Origin of the sequence: Streptomyces sp. B3I8 (assembly GCF_030816915.1) — a bacterium.
Lineage (GTDB): Bacteria > Actinomycetota > Actinomycetes > Streptomycetales > Streptomycetaceae > Streptomyces.
On the sequence record NZ_JAUSYN010000002.1, the window covers coordinates 2365086 to 2386214 of the forward strand.

Sequence of the window (21129 nt, forward strand, 5' to 3'; positions counted from 1 at the left end):
CACCATGTGCCGGTAACGGGCTGGGAGTGTTTTCGACCACACCCGAAGCGATTCCCGGACCGTGCTCCCCGCATACGCAGGTGAGCGCCGTCTCTTCTCCCCACATCGGAGGGAATCCGCTCAACATGCCCCGTTAGTGTGGTGCCTCCTGCCCGTCCGGTGACCTTCCCGTGATCCGATCGACGCCGGCCGGCCGACCGCTACGGCCGTCCGGCGCCGGCGGCAGGCCGCACCAGGAGGTATCCGTCGTGTCCCCGTCCGCCCTTACGGCGTCCGTCCTCCGGGCGTCCGCCTTCCACGCGTCCGGCGCCGCGCCGTCGCCGTCCCCCTCCCCGTCCTCGACGGGGAACGCGGCCACGACCACGTTCGAGGACGCCCAGGAGGGCGCGACCAACGCGGCCGGCTGGGTCGAGCAGAACTGGTCGACCTGGCTCGCGATCGGGCTGCGGGTCCTGCTGATCCTGGCGGTAGCGGTCGTCCTGCGGGCGATGGTGCGGCGGGCCGTCACCCAGCTGATCGAGCGGATGAACCGCACCGGCCAGACCGTGGACGGCAGCGGCCTCGGCGGTCTGCTGGTCAACGCCGAGCGGCGCCGGCAGCGCTCGGCCGCCATCGCCTCGGTGCTGCGCTCGGTGGCGTCCTTCCTGATCCTCGGCACGGCCGCGCTGATGATCCTCGGCGCGTTCCAGATCAACCTCGCCCCGCTGCTGGCGTCCGCCGGTGTCGCCGGTGTCGCGATCGGTTTCGGTGCCCGCAACCTGGTCACCGACTTCCTCTCCGGTGTCTTCATGATCCTGGAGGACCAGTACGGCGTCGGCGACACCATCGACGCGGGCGTCGCCTCCGGCGAGGTCATCGAGGTCGGGCTGCGCGTGACGAAGCTGCGCGGCGACAACGGCGAGATCTGGTACGTCCGCAACGGCGAGATCAAGCGCATCGGCAACCTCTCCCAGGGCTGGGCCACCGCCGGCGTCGACGTCACCGTCCGGGCGGACGAGGACCTGGACCGGCTCAAGGCCACCCTGGACGCGGTCGCCGAGAAGATGAGCAAGGAGGAGCCCTGGAACGAGCTCCTGTGGGGGCCCATCCAGGTGCTCGGCCTGGACAGCGTGCTGATCGACTCCATGGTGGTACGCGTCACGGCCAAGACGATGCCGGGGAAGTCGGTGACGGTCGAGCGGGAGCTGCGCTGGCGGATCAAGCGGGCGTTCGACGCGGCGGACATCCGCATCGTCGGCGGGGCGACGGCCACGCCGGAGGAGGAGCCGGCCGACCCGACGGCGGCGATGGCCGCGCCGGCCACGCTCGCGGACCCGGCGTCCCCGCAGGCACAGGCCGCGGAGCCGATCCCGCAGGCCCGGACGGCCCCGCCGAAGTAGGGACGGCTCCGACGAAGTGGGCGAGGGACGTCCGCCGAAGCAGGCAAGGGACGTCCGTCGAAGTGGCAGGGGACGTCCCGCTCCGTGGCCCGGACCGCACCGCTCGTGACACCGTGATCCCCGTCACCGGAGCGAAGGGCTGCGTACCGAATGAAACTGACCGTGGTCGGCGGCGGATCGACCTACACCCCCGAACTGATCGACGGATTCGCCCGGCTGCGGGACACGCTGCCCGTGGAGGAGCTGGTGCTGGTCGACCCCGCCGCCGACCGGCTGGAGCTGGTGGGAGGCCTGGCCCGCCGGATCTTCGCGAAGCAGGGGCACGGCGGCCGGATCGTCACCACCTCCGACCTGGATGCGGCCGTCGACGGCGCCGACGCGGTCCTCCTCCAGCTGCGCGTCGGCGGGCAGGCGGCCCGGCAGAGGGACGAGACCTGGCCGCTGGAGTGCGGCTGCGTCGGCCAGGAGACCACCGGCGCGGGCGGCCTGGCCAAGGCGCTGCGCACGGTCCCGGTGGTCCTGGACATCGCCGAGCGGGTCCGCCGCCGCAACCCGCGGGCCTGGATCATCGACTTCACCAACCCCGTCGGCATCGTCACCCGCGCCCTGCTCAAGGAGGGGCACCGGGCGGTCGGTCTGTGCAACGTGGCGATCGGGCTGCAGCGCAAGTTCGCCGCGCTGCTCGGCGTGGAACCGGCCGGCGTCCACCTGGACCACGTCGGCCTCAACCACCTCACCTGGGAGACGGGCGTACGCCTGGGCGGCCCCGAGGGCGAGGACGTCCTCGCCGAGCTGCTGACCGAGCACGGCGACACCGTCGCCGCCGACCTGCGGCTGCCCCGCCCCCTCCTGGACCGCCTCGGCACCGTCCCCTCCTATTACCTGCGCTACTACTACGCCCACGACGAGGTGGTGCGGGAGCTCGGCACCAAGCCCTCGCGGGCCGCGGAGGTGGCGGACATGGAGCGCGAACTGCTGCGCATGTACGGCGACCCGGCGCTGGACGAGAAGCCGGAACTACTGGCCCGGCGCGGCGGCGCGTACTACTCGGAGGCCGCGGTGGACCTCGCCGCCGCGCTGCTGGCCGGCGCGGGATCGCCGTACCAGGTGGTGAACACGTTCAACCGGGGCACGCTGCCCTTCCTCCCCGACGACGCGGTGATCGAGACGCAGGCCGCGGTCGGCGCGCGGGGCGCGCGGCCGCTGCCGGTCGCCCCCGTGGACCCGCTGTACGCGGGGCTGATGGCGAACGTGACCGCGTACGAGGATCTGGCTCTGGAGGCCGCCCTGCACGGCGGCCGGGACCGGGTCTTCCGCGCGCTGCTCGCCCACCCCCTGATCGGCCAGTACGCGTACGCCGACGCCCTCACCGACCGCCTGCTCGCGCACAACCGGGAGCACCTGCCGTGGGCATGACGACAGGGGGCACGGACACCTCTTCCGCACCTTCCGCACTCTCCGTACTCGCCGTCGACGCCGGGAACAGCAAGACGGACGTGGCCGTGGTGACCGCCGACGGGCGGGTCCTCGGCACCGCACGGGGCGAGGGCTTCCGGCCGCCCGCGGTGGGCGTGGACCCGGCGGTGGACGCCCTCGCCGTCCCCGTGAAGGAGGCGCTGGCCGCCGCCGGGCTGACGGCGGTCACGCACGTCTCGGCGTGCCTGGCCAACGCCGACTTCCCCGTCGAGGAGGAGCGGCTCGGCACCGCCCTGCACGCGCGCGGCTGGGGCGCGCGGACCGAGGTGCGCAACGACACGTTCGCGCTCCTGCGGGCGGGGGTCACCGAGCCGTACGGGGTCGCCGTCGTCTGCGGCGCCGGCATCAACTGCGTCGGCATGCGGCCCGACGGCCGTACCGCCCGTTTCCCGGCGCTCGGACGGCTCTCGGGCGACTGGGGCGGCGGCTGGGGGCTCGCGGAGGAGTCGCTCTGGTACGCCTCGCGCGCCGAGGACGGTCGCGGCGAGGACACCGCGCTGGCCAGGACGCTCCCCGCGCACTTCGGGCTGTCCACGATGTACGACCTCCTGCAGGCCCTGCACCTCGGGGAGATCCCTGGGCGCCGCCGCCACGAACTGTCCCCGGTCCTGTTCGCCACCGCCGGGGCGGGCGACCGGATCGCCCGGGCACTGGTGGACCGGCTGGCCGAGGAGGTGGTGACGATGGCGACGGTGGCCCTGGCCCGCCTGGACCTGCTGGAGGCCGAGGTGCCGGTCCTGCTCGGCGGCAGCGTGCTGGCGGCCCGGCACCGTCGGCTCGACGACGCGGTCCGCACCCTTCTCGCCGCGCGCGCCCCCCGGGCCACCGCCCGGGTGGTGACCTCCCCGCCGGTCCTGGGCGCGGCCCTGCTGGGCCTGGACCACGTGGGGGCGCCGGCGGAGGCGAAGGAGCGGGTGCGGGCTTTCTTCGAGGGCGGGTCGGGGGGCGGGAACCGGCACGGGGGCTGAGCCGGCCACCGGCCCGCGGGCCCGGTGAACCGGCACGGGGGCCGAGCGGTCCGGTCGGGCCGGGGAACCGTGCCCGGCCCGCACGCGTATTCCTCACCGCGGGGCAGTGGGCCCGTCGCGGTGCCGAGCCCTGTTCGGGGACGGCACCGGGCGGCGATACTGGCGCCGGGACGGGTTGACCACGGGGGAGGTCGCGTGACGACGAGTTCGAGGCAGCGGGGCACGGCACCACCGGGCCTCCCGTCCGCGTCGCCCTCCCCGGACCCCGCCACCACCGTCACCGTCGCCCCTACCGCCCCCCGCCGCACCGCCTTCGCGGAGGGCTTCGACCGGTTGCGGCACGCCGCCGGCACCGAACCGGGCCGGCTGCGCCTCATCGGGGCCCTGCTCGCCGCGCTGGTCGTCGCGTTCGGCGCCGTCACCGCCTGGCAGATGACGGACCGCGCCACCGCCGCCGACGACGTCCTGAACCGCAGTCAGCCGCTGAGCGCGGGCGCAGCCGAGATCTACCGCTCGCTCGCCGACGCCAACACCGCCGCCGCGAGCGGCTTCCTGGCGGGCGGTCAGGAACCGGCCGCGGCCCGCGCGCGCTACGAGCGCGACCTGGAGACCGCCGCCACCAAACTGGTCACCGCCGCGGCCGCCGCCGACCCCGGCTCGCCCGCCGCCGCGACGATCGCGAAGCTCAACCGGCTGCTGCCGCAGTACGAGGGCCTGATCGAGCGGGCCCGTGCCAACAACCGGCTCGGCTACCCGGTGGGCGGCGCCTACCTGCGCGCGGCGAACGCGATGATGCAGGACCGCATGCTGCCGGCCGCCCAGGACCTGTACACCAAGGAGAACCAGCGGCTGCGCGCCGACTACGGGGACGCCACCCCGTACCCCTGGCTCGCGCTCGCGCTGGGCGTCGCCGCGCTCGCCGCGCTGGCCTGGGCGCAGCGGCGCCACTACCGGCGCACCAACCGGGTGCTCAACCGGGGCCTGGTCGCGGCGACAGCGGCCTCGGCGGTCGTGCTGCTGTGGACGGCCGTCGGCCACACCGTGGCCCGCGCGGGCCTGGACTCCTCCTACGAGCACGGCATCCGCTCGCTGAGCGTGTTGCACGACGCGCGGATCGCCTCGCTCAACGCGCGCGGCAACGAGAACCTGACGCTGGTCAGCCGGGGCGCGGAGACCAGGACGCTGGCCGACGGCGACGTCGTCGACCTGTACGACTACGACTTCGGCCGGGAGATGAAGGCGCTCGCCGCGGGTCTCGCGCACGCCGGGACGCTGGCCGACGACGGTGCGGGCCGGGAGCCGGTCGAGGCGGCCACCGGGAACATGAAGGTGTGGCGGCAGCGGCACGCGGTGGCCCGCGAGGCGGACGACGGCGGGGACTACCAGGGCGCGCTGGACAAGGTGATCGGCGGCGCGGGGGACGAGTCGACGGGCGAGTGCTTCGACGGCGTCGACAAGAACCTGGGCCGGGCCGTCGACCACGAGGAGAGCGAGTTCCACCGGGCGGCGGCCGACGGGCGCGACGCGCTGGGCGGGCTGCCCGCCGGCGCGGCGGTGCTGGCGGTGCTGGGCGCGGCGGGCGCGGTGCTGGGCATCGGCCGACGGCTCTCGGAGTACCGGTGAGGGGGAGAGCGGTGGAAGGAGGAGCGGTGGGAGGAGGAGCGGGAATGCGTGTACGACGCCTGCGGGCGGGTCTGAAGGGCTGGGGCGGCGTCGGGGCGATGGCCATCGTCCTCGTGCTGACCGCCGTCTTCGTCCTGCTGCCGCTCGCCCGCGCGGGCGGGACCGACCAGACCGCCGGGGGTCCGGGGGGCCTCGCCGAGGGCGTCCGGGCGAGCGCCCGTTCGTGCCAGGACCCGGAGCGGCAGAGCCTGTCGCCGTCGGACGCCGACGGGTCCACCATCGACGCCATCAAGAGGCGTGCCCACCCCAAACTGGTCGTCGGCGTCGACCAGAACAGCTACCGCTGGGGCTACCGCGACCCGAACCGCGGCGGCGGCAGCGAACTGGAGGGCTTCGACATCGACCTGGCCCGGCGCATCGCGCGGGAGATCCTCGGCGACCCGGAGGCCGTGGTGTTCCGCGCGATCCCCACCAACGAGCGGATCGACGCGATCCGTTCGGGCCGCGTCGACATGGTGGTGCGCACCATGACGATCACCTGCGACCGGCTGAGGCAGGTCGCGTTCTCCGCGCCCTACTTCCGGACCGGGCAGCAGGTGCTGGCCCCGAGGACGTCGGACATCACGGGGTACGACGACACGCTCGCGCACAGGAGGGTGTGCTCGGCGACCGGGTCCACCGCGCTGTCCCAGCTGACGGCGGACCGCCGCAGCGGGCGGATACCGCCCTCCACCGACATCTCCGTCACCGTGCCGAACCAGCTCGACTGCCTGGTGCGGTTGCAGCTGGGGCAGGTCGACGCGGTCGTCACCGACGGCGCGCTCGCGGCGAGCCAGGCCGCGCAGGATCCGACGGTGGAACTCAAGGGCGAACCGTTCACGACCGAGTACTACGGGGTGGCCATGAAGAAGGACGCCGACGACCTGGTCCGCCGGGTCAACCGGGTCCTCGAGGACTACCGCGGGGACGGCTGGCGGGCCTCGTACGAGAAGTGGCTCGCCGCCACGCTGGGCGAGGACCCGACGCCGTCCGCTCCGCCGTCGCCCACGTACCGCTGAGCGGGCCGGGCCGGCACGCGACAACGGGCGGAAACTCATTGATCACGAATACCGGCGCGGGATACGAATACCGCCACCGGATACGGACCACAGATACAGACAACGGCACGGACGGGATCGGACGACCGAAGCGGACAACCCGAACCAACCGAACTGATACGACTGGGCAGTTGGAACGGTCGAACAGTCGGACAGGTGAACCGTTGCCCGGGCGCATCGGACACGCGCGCGGGAACGACGCGAGAGCGAGAGGTGATCGATGGGCGTCGCTGGACCCGCCGGGCCGGTGATGGACCGGGACGAGGTGGACCGTGCGCTGGCGCGACTCGGCGCCGAGCACGAGGCCATCGAGACCTCGCTGCTCGCCCTGCAGGACCACGCGGGCCGCAGACTCCTCGAGGGCGCCGAACTCACCGGCGTCACCCGGGAGCGCTGGACGGCCGCCGAGGCGTCGATCACGCTGTTGTGGGCGTACTTCGACGCGTACTCCGACGCCCTGCACCACGCCCGCCGGGTGCGTTCCCGCCGGCGCTGGTCCAGCAGGGAGGACCTGATGGAACTGACCGAACTGCTGAACGGTGCGGGGGTCACCGTCGCGGGCAGTACGACGGCCACCGCCAACGCGCCGACCCTGTCCGGTTCGGGCAGGCTCAGCGAACGGTTCACGCTGGCCGGGCTGGTGGACCGGATGAACGACCTGTACGCGTCCTCCCTGGACATGGTGGTCGCCGCCGACGCGGTGTGGTCGGCGCTGCCCGCGCGGATCGATCTGCTCGCCGAGGAACTGCGGCGCACCCGGCGCCTGGCGCACTCCGTGGGGGTGCGGCCGGGCGAGCACCCGGCCGGGGACGACCTGGAGCGGATCACGCGGTCGCTGACCGCCCTGCGCGCCGAGGTGATCTCCGACCCGCTGGCCCACTGGGTGCCGGCACCGGGCAGCTCGGTGCCGGGCGGCGGTCGCCCGGACACGACGACGTACGACCGGCAGGCGCGGGCGCTGGAGGAGGTGCGCCGCGAGATCGACGCGGTGCTGACGGTGCGGCAGGACGCCGAGCAGCGGTTGGTACGGCTGCGGGACCTGCTCTCCCGCGCGGACCGCACCCTGGCGGAGGCGCGCAGCGCGCGCGGCGAGGTGCTGGCGAAGATCGCGGCGTCGGAGGTGCCCGCGGTGAGCGGTCCGCCCACGGCGCTGCAGGAGCAGTTGGCGAGGGCGGCGGAGTACCGGCGGCACGCGCAGTGGCACCGGCTGTCGCCGCTGCTGGAGTCGCTGGAGCAGAAGGCGGAGGACGAACTGCTGCGCGCGCGTGAGTCGTTGACGGCGGTCACCGCGCCGCTCGCGGTCCGCGCGGAGCTGCGCGGGCGGCTGGACGCGTACCGGGCGAAGGTCTCCCGGCACGGGCTCGGGGAGGATCCGCTGCTGGTCGAGCGGTACGACGCGGCCCGCCGCATGCTGTGGAGCGCCCCCTGCGACCTGCGCGTCGCCGAGCAGGCGGTCCTGCGCTACCAGCACGCGGCGATGGACCTCCTGAACCCGCGCGTCCCCGACGACGAACGGGGCGACGGGCGGGGCGACGACCGAGGGGGAACACCATGACCGAGCCGCCGTCCCCCTGCCGTCGCCCCGACTGCGACGGCACGTACGAGGACATGGGCGGGGCCCTGCCGTACTGCACCACCTGCGGCCTGGCCCCACCGACGCCGACCGAGGCGGGGAACGCCCTTTCGGAGGCGCCCTCGAAGGCCCGTTCAAAGGTGCCGGCGCCGGTGGGTGCGGCGCGCCCGGAGAGCGCGGGCTCCTCCGGGCAGGCAGCGGCACCGCCGGTGACCGAACCGGACACCCACGTGGCCGCGCGACCGGCGGCGGCCGGGACGGGGGCGGCGGGGACGGGGGCGGCGGGGACGGGGGCGGCGGGGCCGACGACCCCGCCGGAACCGGCGGGCGCGGCCGGGGGCGCCGGAACGTCCGGGGCCACCGCCGGCGGGGCGTGCCGGCGTCAGGGGTGCGGCGGGGCCTACGAGGACGTGGGCGAGGGCGAACTGTACTGCGACACCTGCGGCCTGGCCCCCGCCGTACCGGCGGACGGCGGCCGGGGGTCCGCCGGTGCCGGGTCCCTGACCAGTGGCCGCACCTCCGCGCGTACCTCGGCGGGGGCGTCCGGTCAGGCGTCCGGCCGGGGCTCCGCACCGTCCGCGTCGTCGCGGAGGTCGGTGTCGTCACGGAGGTCCGTGTCCGGACGGTTGTCGCCCTCGGCCTCCGGCCGCGGCTCCGTCTCGGTCTCCGTGCGCAGCGCCGGTTCGGCCGCCGGCTCCTCAGGCCGCAGCCGACTCGGCATCGGCCTGGTGGAGGTGCCCGGCGTCCCGCGCCCCGACCCACGCGCGATGGTGCTGGACGATCCCGAGGTGCCCGAGCGCAAGCGGTTCTGCTCGCGCTCGGACTGCGGTGCCCCCGTGGGCCGCTCCCGTGGTGAACACCGGGGCCGCACCGAGGGGTTCTGCACCAAGTGCGGCCACCCCTACTCCTTCGTTCCCAAGCTCCGCTCCGGCGACGTCGTGCACGGCCAGTACGAGGTCGTCGGCTGCCTCGCGCACGGCGGCCTCGGCTGGATCTACCTCGCCGTGGACCGCGCCGTCTCCGACCGCTGGGTCGTGCTCAAGGGCCTGCTGGACACCGGCGACCAGGACGCGATGGCCGCCGCGATCTCCGAGCGCCGCTTCCTCGCCGAGATCGAGCACGCCAACATCGTGCGGATCTACAACTTCGTCGAGCACCTCGACCCGCGCACCGGTTCGCTGGACGGCTACATCGTCATGGAGTACGTCGGCGGCAAGTCGCTCAAGGAGATCGCCAACGACCGCCGCACCGCCGCGGGCGGGCGGGACCCGCTCCCCGTGGAACAGGCCTGCGCGTACGGCATCGAGGCGCTGGAGGCGCTCGGCCATCTGCACAGTCGCAACCTGCTGTACTGCGACTTCAAGGTCGACAACGCGATACAGGCCGAGGACCAGCTCAAGCTGATCGACATGGGCGCGGTGCGCCGGATGGACGACGACGAGTCGGCCATCTACGGCACGGTCGGCTACCAGGCCCCGGAGGTCGCCGAGGCCGGCCCGTCCGTCGCCTCCGACCTGTACACGGTGGCCCGCACCCTCGCCGTCCTCACGTTCGACTTCCAGGGGTACACCACCGTCTACGCCGACTGTCTGCCGGACCCGGACACCGTCGACGTCTTCGGCCGGTACGAGTCCTTCTACCGGCTGCTGGTCCGGGCCACCGACCCGGACCCGGCACGCCGGTTCGCCTCCGCGCAGGAGATGACGGAGCAGCTCACGGGCGTGCTGCGGGAGGTGGTGGCCCTGCGGACGGGCCGTCCGCGCCCGGCGCTGTCGACGCTGTTCGGCCCCGAGGTCAAGGTCACGGACACGGAGCTGTTCGCCAGTCCGACGCGGGAGCAGGAGGTGTCGCGGCTCGGGGCACGGGCCGTGACGGTACCGGGCCCGGCCACGGCGGAACGGCGTCGGTTGAGGGGCCGCGCCTTCCGGCGGGCCGCCCTGGCCCCTGCCGCTCCGGGCGCCGTCCCGGACCCCTCCGCCGTTTCCGGGTCCGTGAGGTCCGTGGCGTCCATGAGGTCCGTGACGAAGCCGCTGGACACCCGCGCCGCCGCGCTCGCGCTGCCCGTGCCGAGGGTCGACCCCGCCGATCCCGACGCCGGGTTCCTCGCCGGGCTGCTGACCTCCGGCCCCGCGGAACTGATCGCCGCGCTGGACAACGCCCCCTCGCCCTCCCTGGAGACCCGGCTGCGTCAGGTCCGCGCCCATCTGGAGGGCGGTGACTCGGGCACCGCCGTGGAGGTCCTGCGGCGGCTGACGGACGAACAGCCGGACGACTGGCGGGTGGTCTGGTACTACGGCCTGGCCGCGCTCGTCACCGGCGACCACGAGGGCGCCGCGCTGGCCTTCGACGCGGTCTACGACGCGTTCCCGGGCGAGCCCGCCCCGAAGCTGGCCCTCGGCCTGTGCGCGGAGGTCCTCGGGCAGTCGGACAACGCCGCCGAGTACTACCGCATCGTCTGGACGACCGACCCGAGTCACGTCAGCTCCGCCTTCGGCCTGGCCCGCGTCCAACTGGCCACCGGCGACGGCGGCGGAGCGGTCCGTACCCTGGAATCCGTGCCGGAGTCGTCGATCCACTACACGGCGGCCCGGGTGGCCGCCGTACGGGCGCGGCTGCGGCACCGTACGAACGAAACGCCGGACACCCCGTTCCTGGACGAACTCACCGCCGCCGCACGGCAGGTGGAGGCCCTCGACGGATACGGTCTGGACGCCGTCCGGCGCGAGCGACTGACCACGGAGGTCCTCGGGGCCGCCCTGGACTGGGTACTCTCCGGTAGCCGGACACCCGCTCCGGTGCCGGCCGGCCCCGCGCTGCTCGGCAGCCGACTGGACGAGCGGGGACTCCGGTTCGGCCTGGAACGCTCGTACCGCACGCTGGCCCGGCTGGCGCGCGGTGGCGAGGAGAGGATCGACCTGGTGGAACGTGCCAATCGTTACCGCCCCCGGACATGGGTGTGAAGTGATGTCGCAGATGCCCCAGCAGACGGCACCGGCCAGGTGCCCCAGTTGCGACGAGCCGCTGGAATCCGGTGACCGCTTCTGCGGTGCGTGCGGACACGACCTGTCGGCGGTGCCGACGGGGCCGGCAGCGTCCGGGGACACCCCGACGCTCACCATGGACGGCGCGGCGGTCGCGGGCCGGGTCCCGGGCACCGCCCCTGCCGTTCCGCCCGCCCCTGGTGCCCCTGGTGCCGGGGACACCGTCCACCTGGCGATCGGTGCGCACGGCACGGAACCGGGCGCCGACGGACCACCACCGGTGCCACGCCCGGCGCGCGCCGAGCCGCACGCGGCGGGCACCGCCGGCGTACGGCTGGACCGGCCGCGCCCCGCCGACCGGCCGGACCACACGGCGGCCGACGGCCCGGGCGGGCCCACCGGTGAGCCCGGTGAGCCCGGTGAGCCCGACGAGTACCCGCTCGCCCCGCCGGAGCCCCCCGCGGCGACCGCGCCGCCCGGGGGCGACCCCTGGGCCCGCGGCCCGCAGCCGGGCGCCCCGGCCGGACCCGGCGTCTGCGTGGCCTGCCGCGCCGGCACCGTCGACAGCGACGGTTACTGCGAGAACTGCGGCCACGCCCAGCCCCGTGAGCGCGACCACATGGAGCGGGACCTCGGCCCGGTGGCCGCCGTCAGCGACCGCGGGCTGCGCCACCACCGCAACGAGGACGCGTTCGCGGTGCTCACCGCCCCGCTCCCCGACGGTGCCCCACCGGCGGTGCTCGCCCTGGTCTGTGACGGTGTGTCGTCCGCGACCCGTCCCGACGACGCCTCCCTCGCCGCCGCCGAGACCGCGGGCACCTCGCTGTGCGAGGCGCTGCCGCGCGGCACGCACCCGCAGGCCGCGATGCACGACGCGATCCTCACCGCCGCGCGGGCGGTCACCGCGCTGGCCGAGGAGCCGGAGACGGCGCAGGAGCACGCCCCGCACCAGAACGCGCCGGCGTGCACCTTCGTCGGCGCGGTCGTCACCCACGCGCTGCTGGTGATCGGCTGGGTCGGCGACAGCCGCGCCTACTGGATCCCGGCCGACCGCTCCGCGCCCCCCGCCCGGCTGACCGAGGACGACTCGTGGGCGGCGCAGATGGTCGCCGCGGGCCTGATGAACGAGGCGGAGGCGTACGCCGACGAGCGCGCCCACGCCATCACCGGCTGGCTCGGCGCCGACGCGTACGAACTGGAGCCGCACACCGCCGCGTTCAAGCCGGACCGGCCGGGCGTGGTCGTGGTGTGCACCGACGGACTGTGGAACTACGCCGAGTCCGCCGAGGAGTTGGCCGCGCTGTTGCCGTCCGACGCCGCCGCCCGTCCGCTGCACGCCGCGCGGGTGCTGGTGGGTCACGCCCTGGACGGAGGCGGCCACGACAACGTAACAGTGGCCGTCGTGCCGTTCCCGGTGCCGCCGCAGGGGGCAGGATCCGCCTGAGGGTCGCGGGCCGGAGGGGACCGGTCCGTACCCGGTCATCGCCCCACCCCCGGTGGGGCACACGAGGGGGACGTGAGACGGCATGGCCAATTTCTCCAAACCGACGGTGCCCCGGTTCGCGGTGGACGTCTACCAGAACGAGTACCTCCCCGAGGGTGGCCGCGAGGTCAATGCCGTCGTGACGGTCAGCGCGACCGGCGGCGGCACGATCGGCGGCGCGGCCGGCGCCGCGCACCTGTACTCCCCGGACCGGGGACCCGCTGCCGCGGTGGCGCTCATGGTCGACTGCTCGGGCTCGATGGACTACCCGCCGACGAAGATGCGCCACGCGCGCGACGCGACGGCCGCGGCGATCGACACCCTGCGCGACGGCGTCCACTTCGCGGTGGTCGGCGGCACGCACGTCGCCAAGGAGGTCTATCCGGGCGCCGGGCGGCTCGCCGTCGCGAGCGACGCCACCCGGGACGCGGCCAAGCAGGCGCTGCGGCGGCTGAGCGCGGGCGGCGGCACGGCGATCGGCACCTGGCTGCGGCTGGCCGACCGGCTGCTGTCCTCGGCCGACGTCACCATCCGGCACGGCATCCTGCTCACCGACGGCCGCAACGAGCACGAGTCGCCCGAGGACCTGCGGGCCGCCCTGGACAGCTGCGCCGGACGGTTCACCTGCGACGCGCGGGGCGTGGGGACCGACTGGGAGGTCAAGGAGGTCACCCAGATCGCCTCCGCGCTGCTCGGGACGGCGGACATCGTCGCCGATCCGGCCGGCCTGGCCGCCGACTTCACGGCGATGATGGAGACGGCGATGGGCAAGGAGGTCGCCGACGTGGCGCTGCGGCTGTGGACGCCGGTGGGCGCCGCCGTGCGGTTCGTCAAGCAGGTCGCGCCGAGTGTGGAAGATCTCACCGGCCGCCGCGCCGAGGCGGGTCCGCGGACCGCGGACTACCCCACCGGCTCCTGGGGCGACGAATCCCGCGACTACCACGTGTGCGTGGCGGTCCCGCCGGCCGGCATCGGCCAGGAGATGCTCGCCGCCCGCGTCTCGCTCGTGGTGCTGCGGACTGGGGGCACCTCCCGCTCCAGCGAAGCCGAGAGTGGGGGAGGAACGGCACAGAACCTGGGCGCCCAGGGCCTCGTTCGGGCGGTGTGGACGGACGACATGGCGGCGTCCACCCGGATCAGCCCCCAAGTCGCCCACTACACCGGGCAGGCCGAACTGGCCCATGTCATCCAGGAAGGTCTCGACCTTCGCAAAGCAGGCGATCTGGACGGCGCGACCGCCAAATTGGGACGGGCGGTGCAGCTCGCCGGGGTCTCGGGGAACGCGGATACTGCGAAACTGCTTGCGAAGGTGGTGGACGTGGTCGACGCGGCGGCAGGTACTGTGCGACTCAAGGCGAAGGTCGAAGAGGCGGACGAAATGACCCTCGAGACCAGGTCCACCAAGACAGTCCGTGTAAAGAAGTGACCTGAAGCGGTCACAGCCAGCATCGAGCCCGACCCCCAGGGGTGGGAGCAAACGGCCACCGCGGCCCGCCGTCCGGACCTTTCCGGCCGTACGGGGCGGTCGTGGGGCCGGAGAAGGAGAGGGGGAAGCGCCGACATGCCGACCTGCCCGAACGGACATCAGTCGGGTTCCGACGACTGGTGCGAGGTCTGCGGTCACCGCATGGCCGGTGCCGCGCCTCCGCCGCCACCGCCGCCCGCGGCGGGCTACGGCTTCCCACCACCGGGTTCGCCCCCGCCCCCCGGGGCCGCGGGCGGACGGAACCCCTACAGCGGCCGCGACTCCGAGCCGGAGCTCTGCCCGCAGTGCCGCACGCCCCGTGAGGGGGGCGCGCCGTTCTGCGAGGAGTGCCGGTGGAACTTCCTGACGAACACGGCGACGACGTACACCCCGGCGGCCCCGCGCCCCTCGGGTTCCGCCGGACCGCCGCCGCGGTTCCCGGGGCAGGGCCCCGGGCCGGGCCAGGGACAGGGGCCGGGAGGTCAGGGACAGGGGCCGGGAGGTCAGGGACCGCGGACCCAGCCGGGTCCGGGCCAGGGTCCGGGCCCCGACTCCTACGACTACCAGGGCTCCCGCCCTTCGCAGATGAACCGCCCGGCGGAACCGCTCCCGCCCGGCCCGCCGTTCGGCGGCGAGCCGTCGGGCGGACCCGGCGGCCAGGGCGGCCCCGGCGCCTTCGGCGGCGCCCCGCAGCGACCGGCCTTCGGCGGCGACCCGGCACGCCCCGGCGGCCCTTCGGGATACGGGGACACCTCGCGTCCGGGAGGCCCGGGCGGGCAGGGCGGTCCCGGAGGCGGCTTCGGGAGTGACCCGTCGCGTCCCGGCGGTCCCGGCGGCCCGCACGGGCCGGGTGGTCCGCACGGACCGGGCGGACCGGGCGGACCGGGCGGCCCCGGTCGTCCGGGCGGTCCGGACGCCTTCGGCAACGACCCCTCCCGCCAGGGCGGCCCCGGTGGCCCCGGCGCCTTCGGTGGCGACCCGGCACGCCCCGGTGGGCAGGGCGGACAGGGTCGACAGGGTGGTCCCGGGGGCTTCGGTGGCGACCCCTCCCGCCAGGGCGGCCCCGACGGCTTCGGCGGCGGCCTGCCCCGCCGGGGCGCGCCGGAGGGCCCCGGTGGCTACGGCGGCGAGCGCGGTGGCGGTCCCGACGGCGGTGCCCCCGGTGCCGCCGGCTTCGGCGCCGGTGCGCCGTCCGCCTTCCAGCGGCCCGGCGGCCCCACGGCGCCTCCCGGCTACCCGCAGCAGGGCGGCGCCCCGCCCTACGGCGGGGGCGGTGGCGTCGGTGAGGACGACTGGGTCCTCAACCCGCCGTCCTCCTCCGCGCCCGGCGGCCCCGGTGCCGGCGGCGGGCAGGGCCCCGGCGGCGGCTACGGCTTCCCGCAGCCCGGCTCCGGCCGGGCCGCCCCACCGTCGTACGACCAGGGGCCGGCGACCTGGACTGCCACCATCGGTCCGGACCGGGAGTACTTCCTGGCGATGATGCAGCGCTCCGGTCCGGAGGCGGCTGGGCTGAACCTGCCCGCCTACTCGCCCGAGCAGCAGCGCACCCTGAGCGGCAACCAGATCACGATCGGCCGCCGCCGGCACTCCACCGGTGACACGCCCGACATCGACCTGGCCGTGCCGCCGGAGGACCCGGGCGTCTCCCACCAGCACGCCATGCTGGTGCAGCAGCAGGACGGCACCTGGGCGGTCGTCGACCAGAACTCCACCAACGGGACCACGGTCAACGGCGGCGAGGAGCCCATCCAGCCCTTCGTGCCGGTCCCGCTGCGGGACGGCGACCGGGTCCACGTCGGCGCGTGGACGACCATCACCATCCACCGCGGCTGAGCCGCGACCGCCCGTACGTACGACCGCACGCGCCCCCTCCTGGGTGGGGGGCGCGTGTGTGCGTGCCGCGTGCACGCCCCTCAGGGCAGCGGCCAGGCGTACGGGCCCCCGGGATCGTCCAGCCAGCTCCAGGCGCGGTCGCCGTCGACCGTGATCCCGTACCGCTCGCGCGGCGGTTCGCCCTCGCGCTCCCACACAGTGCAGGTCTCCCGCGGGTCGAGGCTGCCGGCGGTCAGCGTGAGCAGGAACCGGAAGCGATCGTCGTCGCGGACCCGGCGCGGCAGCTCGTCCAGCCTCGGGACCCGCGGCTCGGGCGGGGTGTCGCCGCGCAACGGCACGAAGTAGACGGGCGTATCGAGGAAGTGTCCCTCGGCGTGCCCGGCGCGGGTGACGCGGAGGAGGGCGAGCCCGGTGGCGAGCGGGGTCAGGATGCGGCCGCCGGGGGCGCACTGGGCGAGCCAGGCACGCGGTATCGACGGCAGCGCGCAGGTGGCGATGATCCGGTCGTAGGGGGCGCGTTCGGGCACTCCCCGCGCGCCGTCGCCGGTGACGACGGCGGGGTGGTACCCGGCGGCGTCGAGGTGCCGGCGGGCCGACTCGGTGATCTCCGGGTCGAGGTCGACAGTGGTGACGTGGTCGTCGCCGAGCCGGTGGGCGAGAAGGGCGGCGTTGTAGCCGGTGCCGGCGCCGATCTCCAGCACGTCGTCCCCGTCCCGCACGTCGAGCTCCACGAGCATGGTCGCCATCAGGGAGGGCTGGCTGCTGGAGGAGACCAGTTCCCCGTCCCGCAGCCGGGTGGCGAGCGGCACGTCCTCGTAGACGCCGCGCAGCCAGCGCTCCCGGTGCCGGGGGTCGGGGTGCTCGCCCCAGCACCGCTCGTAGCCGCCCATGACGCCGACGTAGTAGTACGGCACGAACAGGTGCCGGGGCACCTCGGCGAACGCCTCCCGCCACCGCGGCTCGCCCTCCCACACCCCGCGCGCCCCGATCGCCCGCACCAGCTCGCCCCGCGCCTCCCGTTCGAGGTCCGCGAAACCACCCATACCTCCACTGTTCCACTCGGGTCCCGTAAGGGGCGCCCCGAGCGGCACATGCGCCCGCGCGACAGGGCACCACCCGCCTTCGCCCCACTCCCCCACAGGACCCTTACGCCGTCTGAGACCATGGAACGGTGAATGACATCCCGCGCGGCACGCTTCAGGAGCAGACCTTCTACGAGCAGGTCGGCGGGGAGGACACCTTCCGCCGCCTCGTCCACCGCTTCTACGAGGGCGTGGCCGCCGACCCCGTGCTCCGCCCCATGTATCCGGAGGAGGACCTCGGCCCCGCCGAGGAGCGCCTCACCCTCTTCCTGATCCAGTACTGGGGCGGCCCCACGACGTACAGCCAGCGGCGCGGCCACCCCCGCCTGCGCATGCGCCATGTCCCGTTCACCGTCGACCGCGCCGCTCACGACGCCTGGTTGAAGCACATGCGCGACGCCCTGGACGACCTCGCCCTCCCCGAGGAACACGACCGCACGATGTGGAAGTACCTGACCTACGCCGCCGCCACGATGATCAACACCCCTGACTGAGCCCAGAGCTCGGAGTCGGGAGTTCGTGAGTTCGGGCCTCGTCCGGACCCGGCGACGTGCGCATTCCGGTCACCGCCCCCCGCATTCCGATCACAATCTGATCAAAGCCGCACCACACCGCCTTACCCTCGCCCACTCCGCTCTGCGAACATCGCCAAGAACGCGCGTACACGGACACGGACACGGACGTACGAGCGCGACCGGAACGAGCGGCGGGGGGCCGGGTGACGGGGCTGGTGCTACCGCGCGCTCGTGCGCACCGCCTGCTGCTCACGGCCGCGCTGCTCACCGTCGCGCTGACCACGGCCGTGCTGGCCACCCTCACCGCCTACTCCGGCGCCCTCGGCGACGCCTCCCTGCGCCATGCCCTCGCCGATCCCCCGACCGCCGGCGAGGCCGCGCTGGTCGTCAAGGCGGAGGTGCCGGCGGACCGGCGCGCGGCGGCGGACGACGCGGTACGGGCGGGCGCCCGGCGCACGTTCGACGGGCTCCCGGTGACCGTGCGCACCCTCGTGCGCTCGGGTCCGTACGCCCTTCCCCGCTCCCTGCACCCGGCCGGCCGCACCGCCACCGCCGACGCGGCGGCCGAGAACGGTGGCGCGGACAGCAGCGCGGACGACGGCAAGGGCAGCGGTGAGGACGGGACCGGCGGCGACAATCCCGACCTCACCTTCTTCGCCGCCCTGGACCGCGGCCAGATCCGTTTCACCTCCGGCCGCGCCCCCTCCGCACCGGCCGCCACCGGCACCGCCACCGGCGCCGTCGAGGCCGCCTTCCCCGAGGCCGTCGCCCGCCGCCTGCGGCTCGCGCCCGGTGACCGGTTCACCGTCACCGACCGCCTGGACGGCCCGCCCGTCCGGGTCCGCGTCACCGGGCTGTACCGCCCGACGCACCCCGACGCACCCTACTGGCGCCTCGACGATCTCGGCGGCCGCGGCGTCAGCACCCTCTCCTTCACCACCTACGGCCCCCTCGTCACCGCCCCCGGCGCGTTCACCTCCGGCAGGGTCGGCACGGGCACCACCGCCTGGCTGGCCACCGCCGACTACTCCGCCCTGCGCGCCGGCGACCTCGACCGGCTGCGGGACGCGGCCGGCGCGGGGCCGCGGGCGCTGCGCCACGCCCCCGCCCTGAACGGCTCGACGGCGGTGAGCACCTCGCTGCCCGCCGTGCTGGACCGGGTGGAACGCGCGCTGCTGGTGGCGCGTTCCACCCTGCTGATCGTCGCCCTGCAACTGGTGCTTCTCGCCGGGTACGCGCTGCTGCTCGTCGCCGGGCTGCTGAACGCCGAACGTGCCGCGGAGACCCGGCTGCTGCGCGCCCGCGGCGCCTCCCGGGGCCGGGTGGCCGCACTCGCGGCCACGGAGGCGCTGCTGCTCGCGCTGCCGGCCGCGCTCTGCGCCCCGCTGCTCGCTGGCCCGCTCACCGCGCTGCTGTCCGGGCTGGGCCCGCCGGCCCGGATCGGACTGCGCCCGGACATCTCGGTGGCGGAGCCCGGGGTGTGGCTGGTGGCGGGCGCGGCCGCGCTGGGGTGCGCGTTCGCGGTGACCGGACCGGCGCTCAGCACCGCGTCCGACGAACCGGCGGGGCGTGCGCGGGCGCTGCCCGCCCCCGTGCGCGCCGGGGCGGACCTCGGGCTGCTGGCCGTGGCCGGGGTGGCGTACTGGCAGCTGGACCGCCGGGCCGGCGGTGCCGTGAGCGGTGACGGCGCGGGAGGCCTCGGCATCGATCCGCTGCTGGTGGCGGCGCCCGCGCTGGCGCTGCTCGCCGGGACCGTGCTGACGTTGCGGCTGCTGCCGCCGGTGGCCCGGCTCGCGGAGCGCCGGGCGGCAGCCGGGCGGGGGTTGTCCGCGGCGCTGGCGGGCTGGCAGTTCAGCCGCCGCCCGGGGCGCGGCGCCGGTCCCGTGCTGCTGCTGGTGCTCGCCGTCGCGCTGGGCCTGCTCGGTATCGGCCAGGCCGCCTCGTGGAGCCGCTCGCAGGACGACCAGGCCGATTTCCGCGCGGGCGCCCCGGTGCGCGTGTCGCTCACCGGTGAGGGCACGCTCGGGGAGTCCGGAGCCTTCGCCGCGCTCCCCGGGGTGCGCGACGCCGCCCCCGCCGTACGCACCACCGTGCCCCTCTCGGGCGACCGCACGGCGACCGTGCTGGCCCTGGACACCGCACACGCCGCCGGCACGGTCCTGCTCCGCCCCGACCTGACCCCCGACGGCACACCCCTCACCGGGCTCGCGCCGAAGCCCTCGGCCGCCTCCACGGCGGGCACCCGGCTGCCGAAGGACGCCACCGCACTGCGCATGGTGCTGCGGCTGCGCAGCGATCCGCCCCCCGATGACGACGCCGACCCCACCGCCGACGTACGGGCCACCGTGACCGACCGCTACGGCGTCCCGTACCCGTCGACGGCCGCACTCCCGGCCGACGGACGCCCTCACGAGGTCACCCTGGACCTGTCCGGGGCGGCCGGTCCGCTCACCCTGACCGCCCTGGAGCTGACCGTGCCGCAGCCCGTCGCCACCGCGCGGCGGCAGACGTTCACCGTGGAGCGGCTGACCGCCGTCACGGCCGACGGAACCACCAGCCGCCTGCGGCCCGCCACCGCCTGGACGGCGACCTCCCGGACGGACGGCACCGGCACCGCCGCCGACGCCCGCGACCGCCCCGCTCCGCCACGCGTAAGCCGCACGTCGGACGGGGTGGTCTCGGTGCGGTACGGCACCGGGTTCGTGCCGCGGCGGCTCACCTGGGTGTCCAGCACGCTGACGGTCCGGCTGCGGGCGGGCGGGGCGACGGTGCCGGAGGCGACCGGCGTCGCCACCGACCGTTTCCTGCGCGCGGCGGGCGCCCACCGCGGTGAACGCGTCGACGTGCAGTTCGCCGGCGCGACGGTACCGGTGCGCATCGTGGGAACGACGAAGGCCCTCCCGACGACCGGAGCCGCCGACACCGGCACCTCCGACACCGGCACCTCCACCGCCGATGCCTCCGCCTCCGCCTCCGGTACATCCGCCGCCGGTCGGGGCGAGGAGACCGACGGCGGCGCCCTCCTCGTCGACCTGCGGGCCGTGAACGACGTCCTGCGGACCCGCTACGGGCAGAGCGCGCCGCCCACCGAGTGGTGGCTGCGGCCCGACCGGGGCGCCACCGCCCGGGTGGCCGCCGCGTTGCGGGAGCGCCCGGAGCTGACACCCTCGCAGGTCGTCGTCCGCGACGAGATCGCCGCCCGGCTGCGCGACGACCCGTTCGGCGTGGGCCCGCAGACGGCGTTCGCCGCGGCCGCCGTCGTCGCGGCCGCCCTGGCCGCGGTGGGCTTCGCGGTGAGCACGGCGGGGGCACTGCGGGAGCGCGCCGGGGAGTTCGCCGTGCTGCGCGCCCTGGGCGCCCCGCGCCGGCAGCTCGCCCGGCTCGTCGCCGTGGAACAGGGGCTCCTGGTGGCGCTGGGACTGCTGGTGGGCACGGCCCTGGGCACAGTCCTCACCCGGGCCGTGGTCCCGCTGATCGTCATGACCTCGGGCGCCACCCGCCCCGTGCCGGACGTCCTGGTCCGGATACCCGTGCCCCGGGCGGTCCTGCTCCTCGCCGTGGTCGCCGCGGCGCCCCTCGCCCTCACGGTCCACCTGTCCCTGCGCCGCCGTCCGCACCCGGCGGCCGCCCTGCGCCGCCCGGGGGGCGACTGAC

The 21129-nt window shown here is 75.4% G+C and carries 13 protein-coding genes; 12 read left to right on the forward strand and 1 reads right to left on the reverse strand.

Annotated elements, in window-relative coordinates:
• The first annotated feature begins 248 nt into the window (after positions 1–248).
• The 10 genes from QFZ64_RS12570 (at position 249) to QFZ64_RS12615 (ending at position 15878) form a co-directional block, all read left to right on the forward strand.
• The gene (locus tag QFZ64_RS12570; RefSeq protein WP_307065119.1) at positions 249–1379 is read left to right on the forward strand and encodes a mechanosensitive ion channel family protein; all 1131 of its coding nucleotides are present in this window, start codon (positions 249–251) and stop codon (positions 1377–1379) included.
• Between the two features lie 150 nt (positions 1380–1529).
• Positions 1530–2795 carry a 6-phospho-beta-glucosidase gene (locus tag QFZ64_RS12575; protein ID WP_307065121.1) on the forward strand — a complete coding sequence of 422 codons (1266 nt, stop codon included), beginning with the start codon at positions 1530–1532 and terminating at the stop codon, positions 2793–2795.
• Positions 2792–3823 (forward strand): N-acetylglucosamine kinase, encoded by a 1032-nt coding sequence (locus QFZ64_RS12580; protein WP_307065123.1) that lies wholly within the window; start codon positions 2792–2794, stop codon positions 3821–3823. Before QFZ64_RS12575 ends, QFZ64_RS12580 begins: the two co-directional genes overlap by 4 nt.
• A 195-nt stretch (positions 3824–4018) precedes the next feature.
• Positions 4019–5446 carry a hypothetical protein gene (locus QFZ64_RS12585; RefSeq protein WP_307065125.1) on the forward strand — a complete coding sequence of 476 codons (1428 nt, stop codon included), beginning with the start codon at positions 4019–4021 and terminating at the stop codon, positions 5444–5446.
• A 44-nt stretch (positions 5447–5490) separates the two neighbouring features.
• On the forward strand, positions 5491–6504 hold the full coding sequence (locus QFZ64_RS12590) for a glutamate ABC transporter substrate-binding protein (protein WP_307065127.1): 1014 nt from the start codon (positions 5491–5493) through the stop codon (positions 6502–6504).
• 259 nt (positions 6505–6763) lie between these two features.
• Positions 6764–8098, forward strand: a complete 1335-nt coding sequence (locus QFZ64_RS12595) for a hypothetical protein (protein WP_307065129.1) — start codon at positions 6764–6766, stop codon at positions 8096–8098.
• A complete protein-coding gene (locus QFZ64_RS12600; protein ID WP_307065131.1) occupies positions 8095–11076 on the forward strand; it encodes a serine/threonine-protein kinase in 2982 nt (993 codons plus the stop codon). Before QFZ64_RS12595 ends, QFZ64_RS12600 begins: the two co-directional genes overlap by 4 nt.
• Before the next feature lie 4 nt (positions 11077–11080).
• Complete coding sequence (locus QFZ64_RS12605; RefSeq protein ID WP_307065133.1) at positions 11081–12541, forward strand: PP2C family serine/threonine-protein phosphatase; 1461 nt, start codon at positions 11081–11083, stop codon at positions 12539–12541.
• 82 nt (positions 12542–12623) lie between these two features.
• Positions 12624–14006 carry a VWA domain-containing protein gene (locus tag QFZ64_RS12610; RefSeq protein ID WP_307065135.1) on the forward strand — a complete coding sequence of 461 codons (1383 nt, stop codon included), beginning with the start codon at positions 12624–12626 and terminating at the stop codon, positions 14004–14006.
• Positions 14007–14141: 135 nt separating this feature from the next.
• A complete protein-coding gene (locus QFZ64_RS12615; RefSeq protein ID WP_307065137.1) occupies positions 14142–15878 on the forward strand; it encodes an FHA domain-containing protein in 1737 nt (578 codons plus the stop codon).
• Between the two features lie 80 nt (positions 15879–15958).
• On the opposite strand, the gene QFZ64_RS12620 is transcribed toward QFZ64_RS12615, so the two are convergent.
• The gene (locus QFZ64_RS12620) at positions 15959–16921 is read right to left on the reverse strand and encodes a methyltransferase domain-containing protein (RefSeq protein ID WP_307065139.1); all 963 of its coding nucleotides are present in this window, start codon (positions 16919–16921) and stop codon (positions 15959–15961) included.
• A 128-nt stretch (positions 16922–17049) separates the two neighbouring features.
• On the opposite strand from QFZ64_RS12620, the gene QFZ64_RS12625 reads away from it, so the two are divergent.
• The gene (locus QFZ64_RS12625; protein WP_307065141.1) at positions 17050–17454 is read left to right on the forward strand and encodes a globin; all 405 of its coding nucleotides are present in this window, start codon (positions 17050–17052) and stop codon (positions 17452–17454) included.
• A 236-nt stretch (positions 17455–17690) separates the two neighbouring features.
• A complete protein-coding gene (locus tag QFZ64_RS12630) occupies positions 17691–21128 on the forward strand; it encodes an FtsX-like permease family protein (RefSeq protein WP_307065143.1) in 3438 nt (1145 codons plus the stop codon).
• The last annotated feature ends 1 nt before the right edge of the window (position 21129 follow it).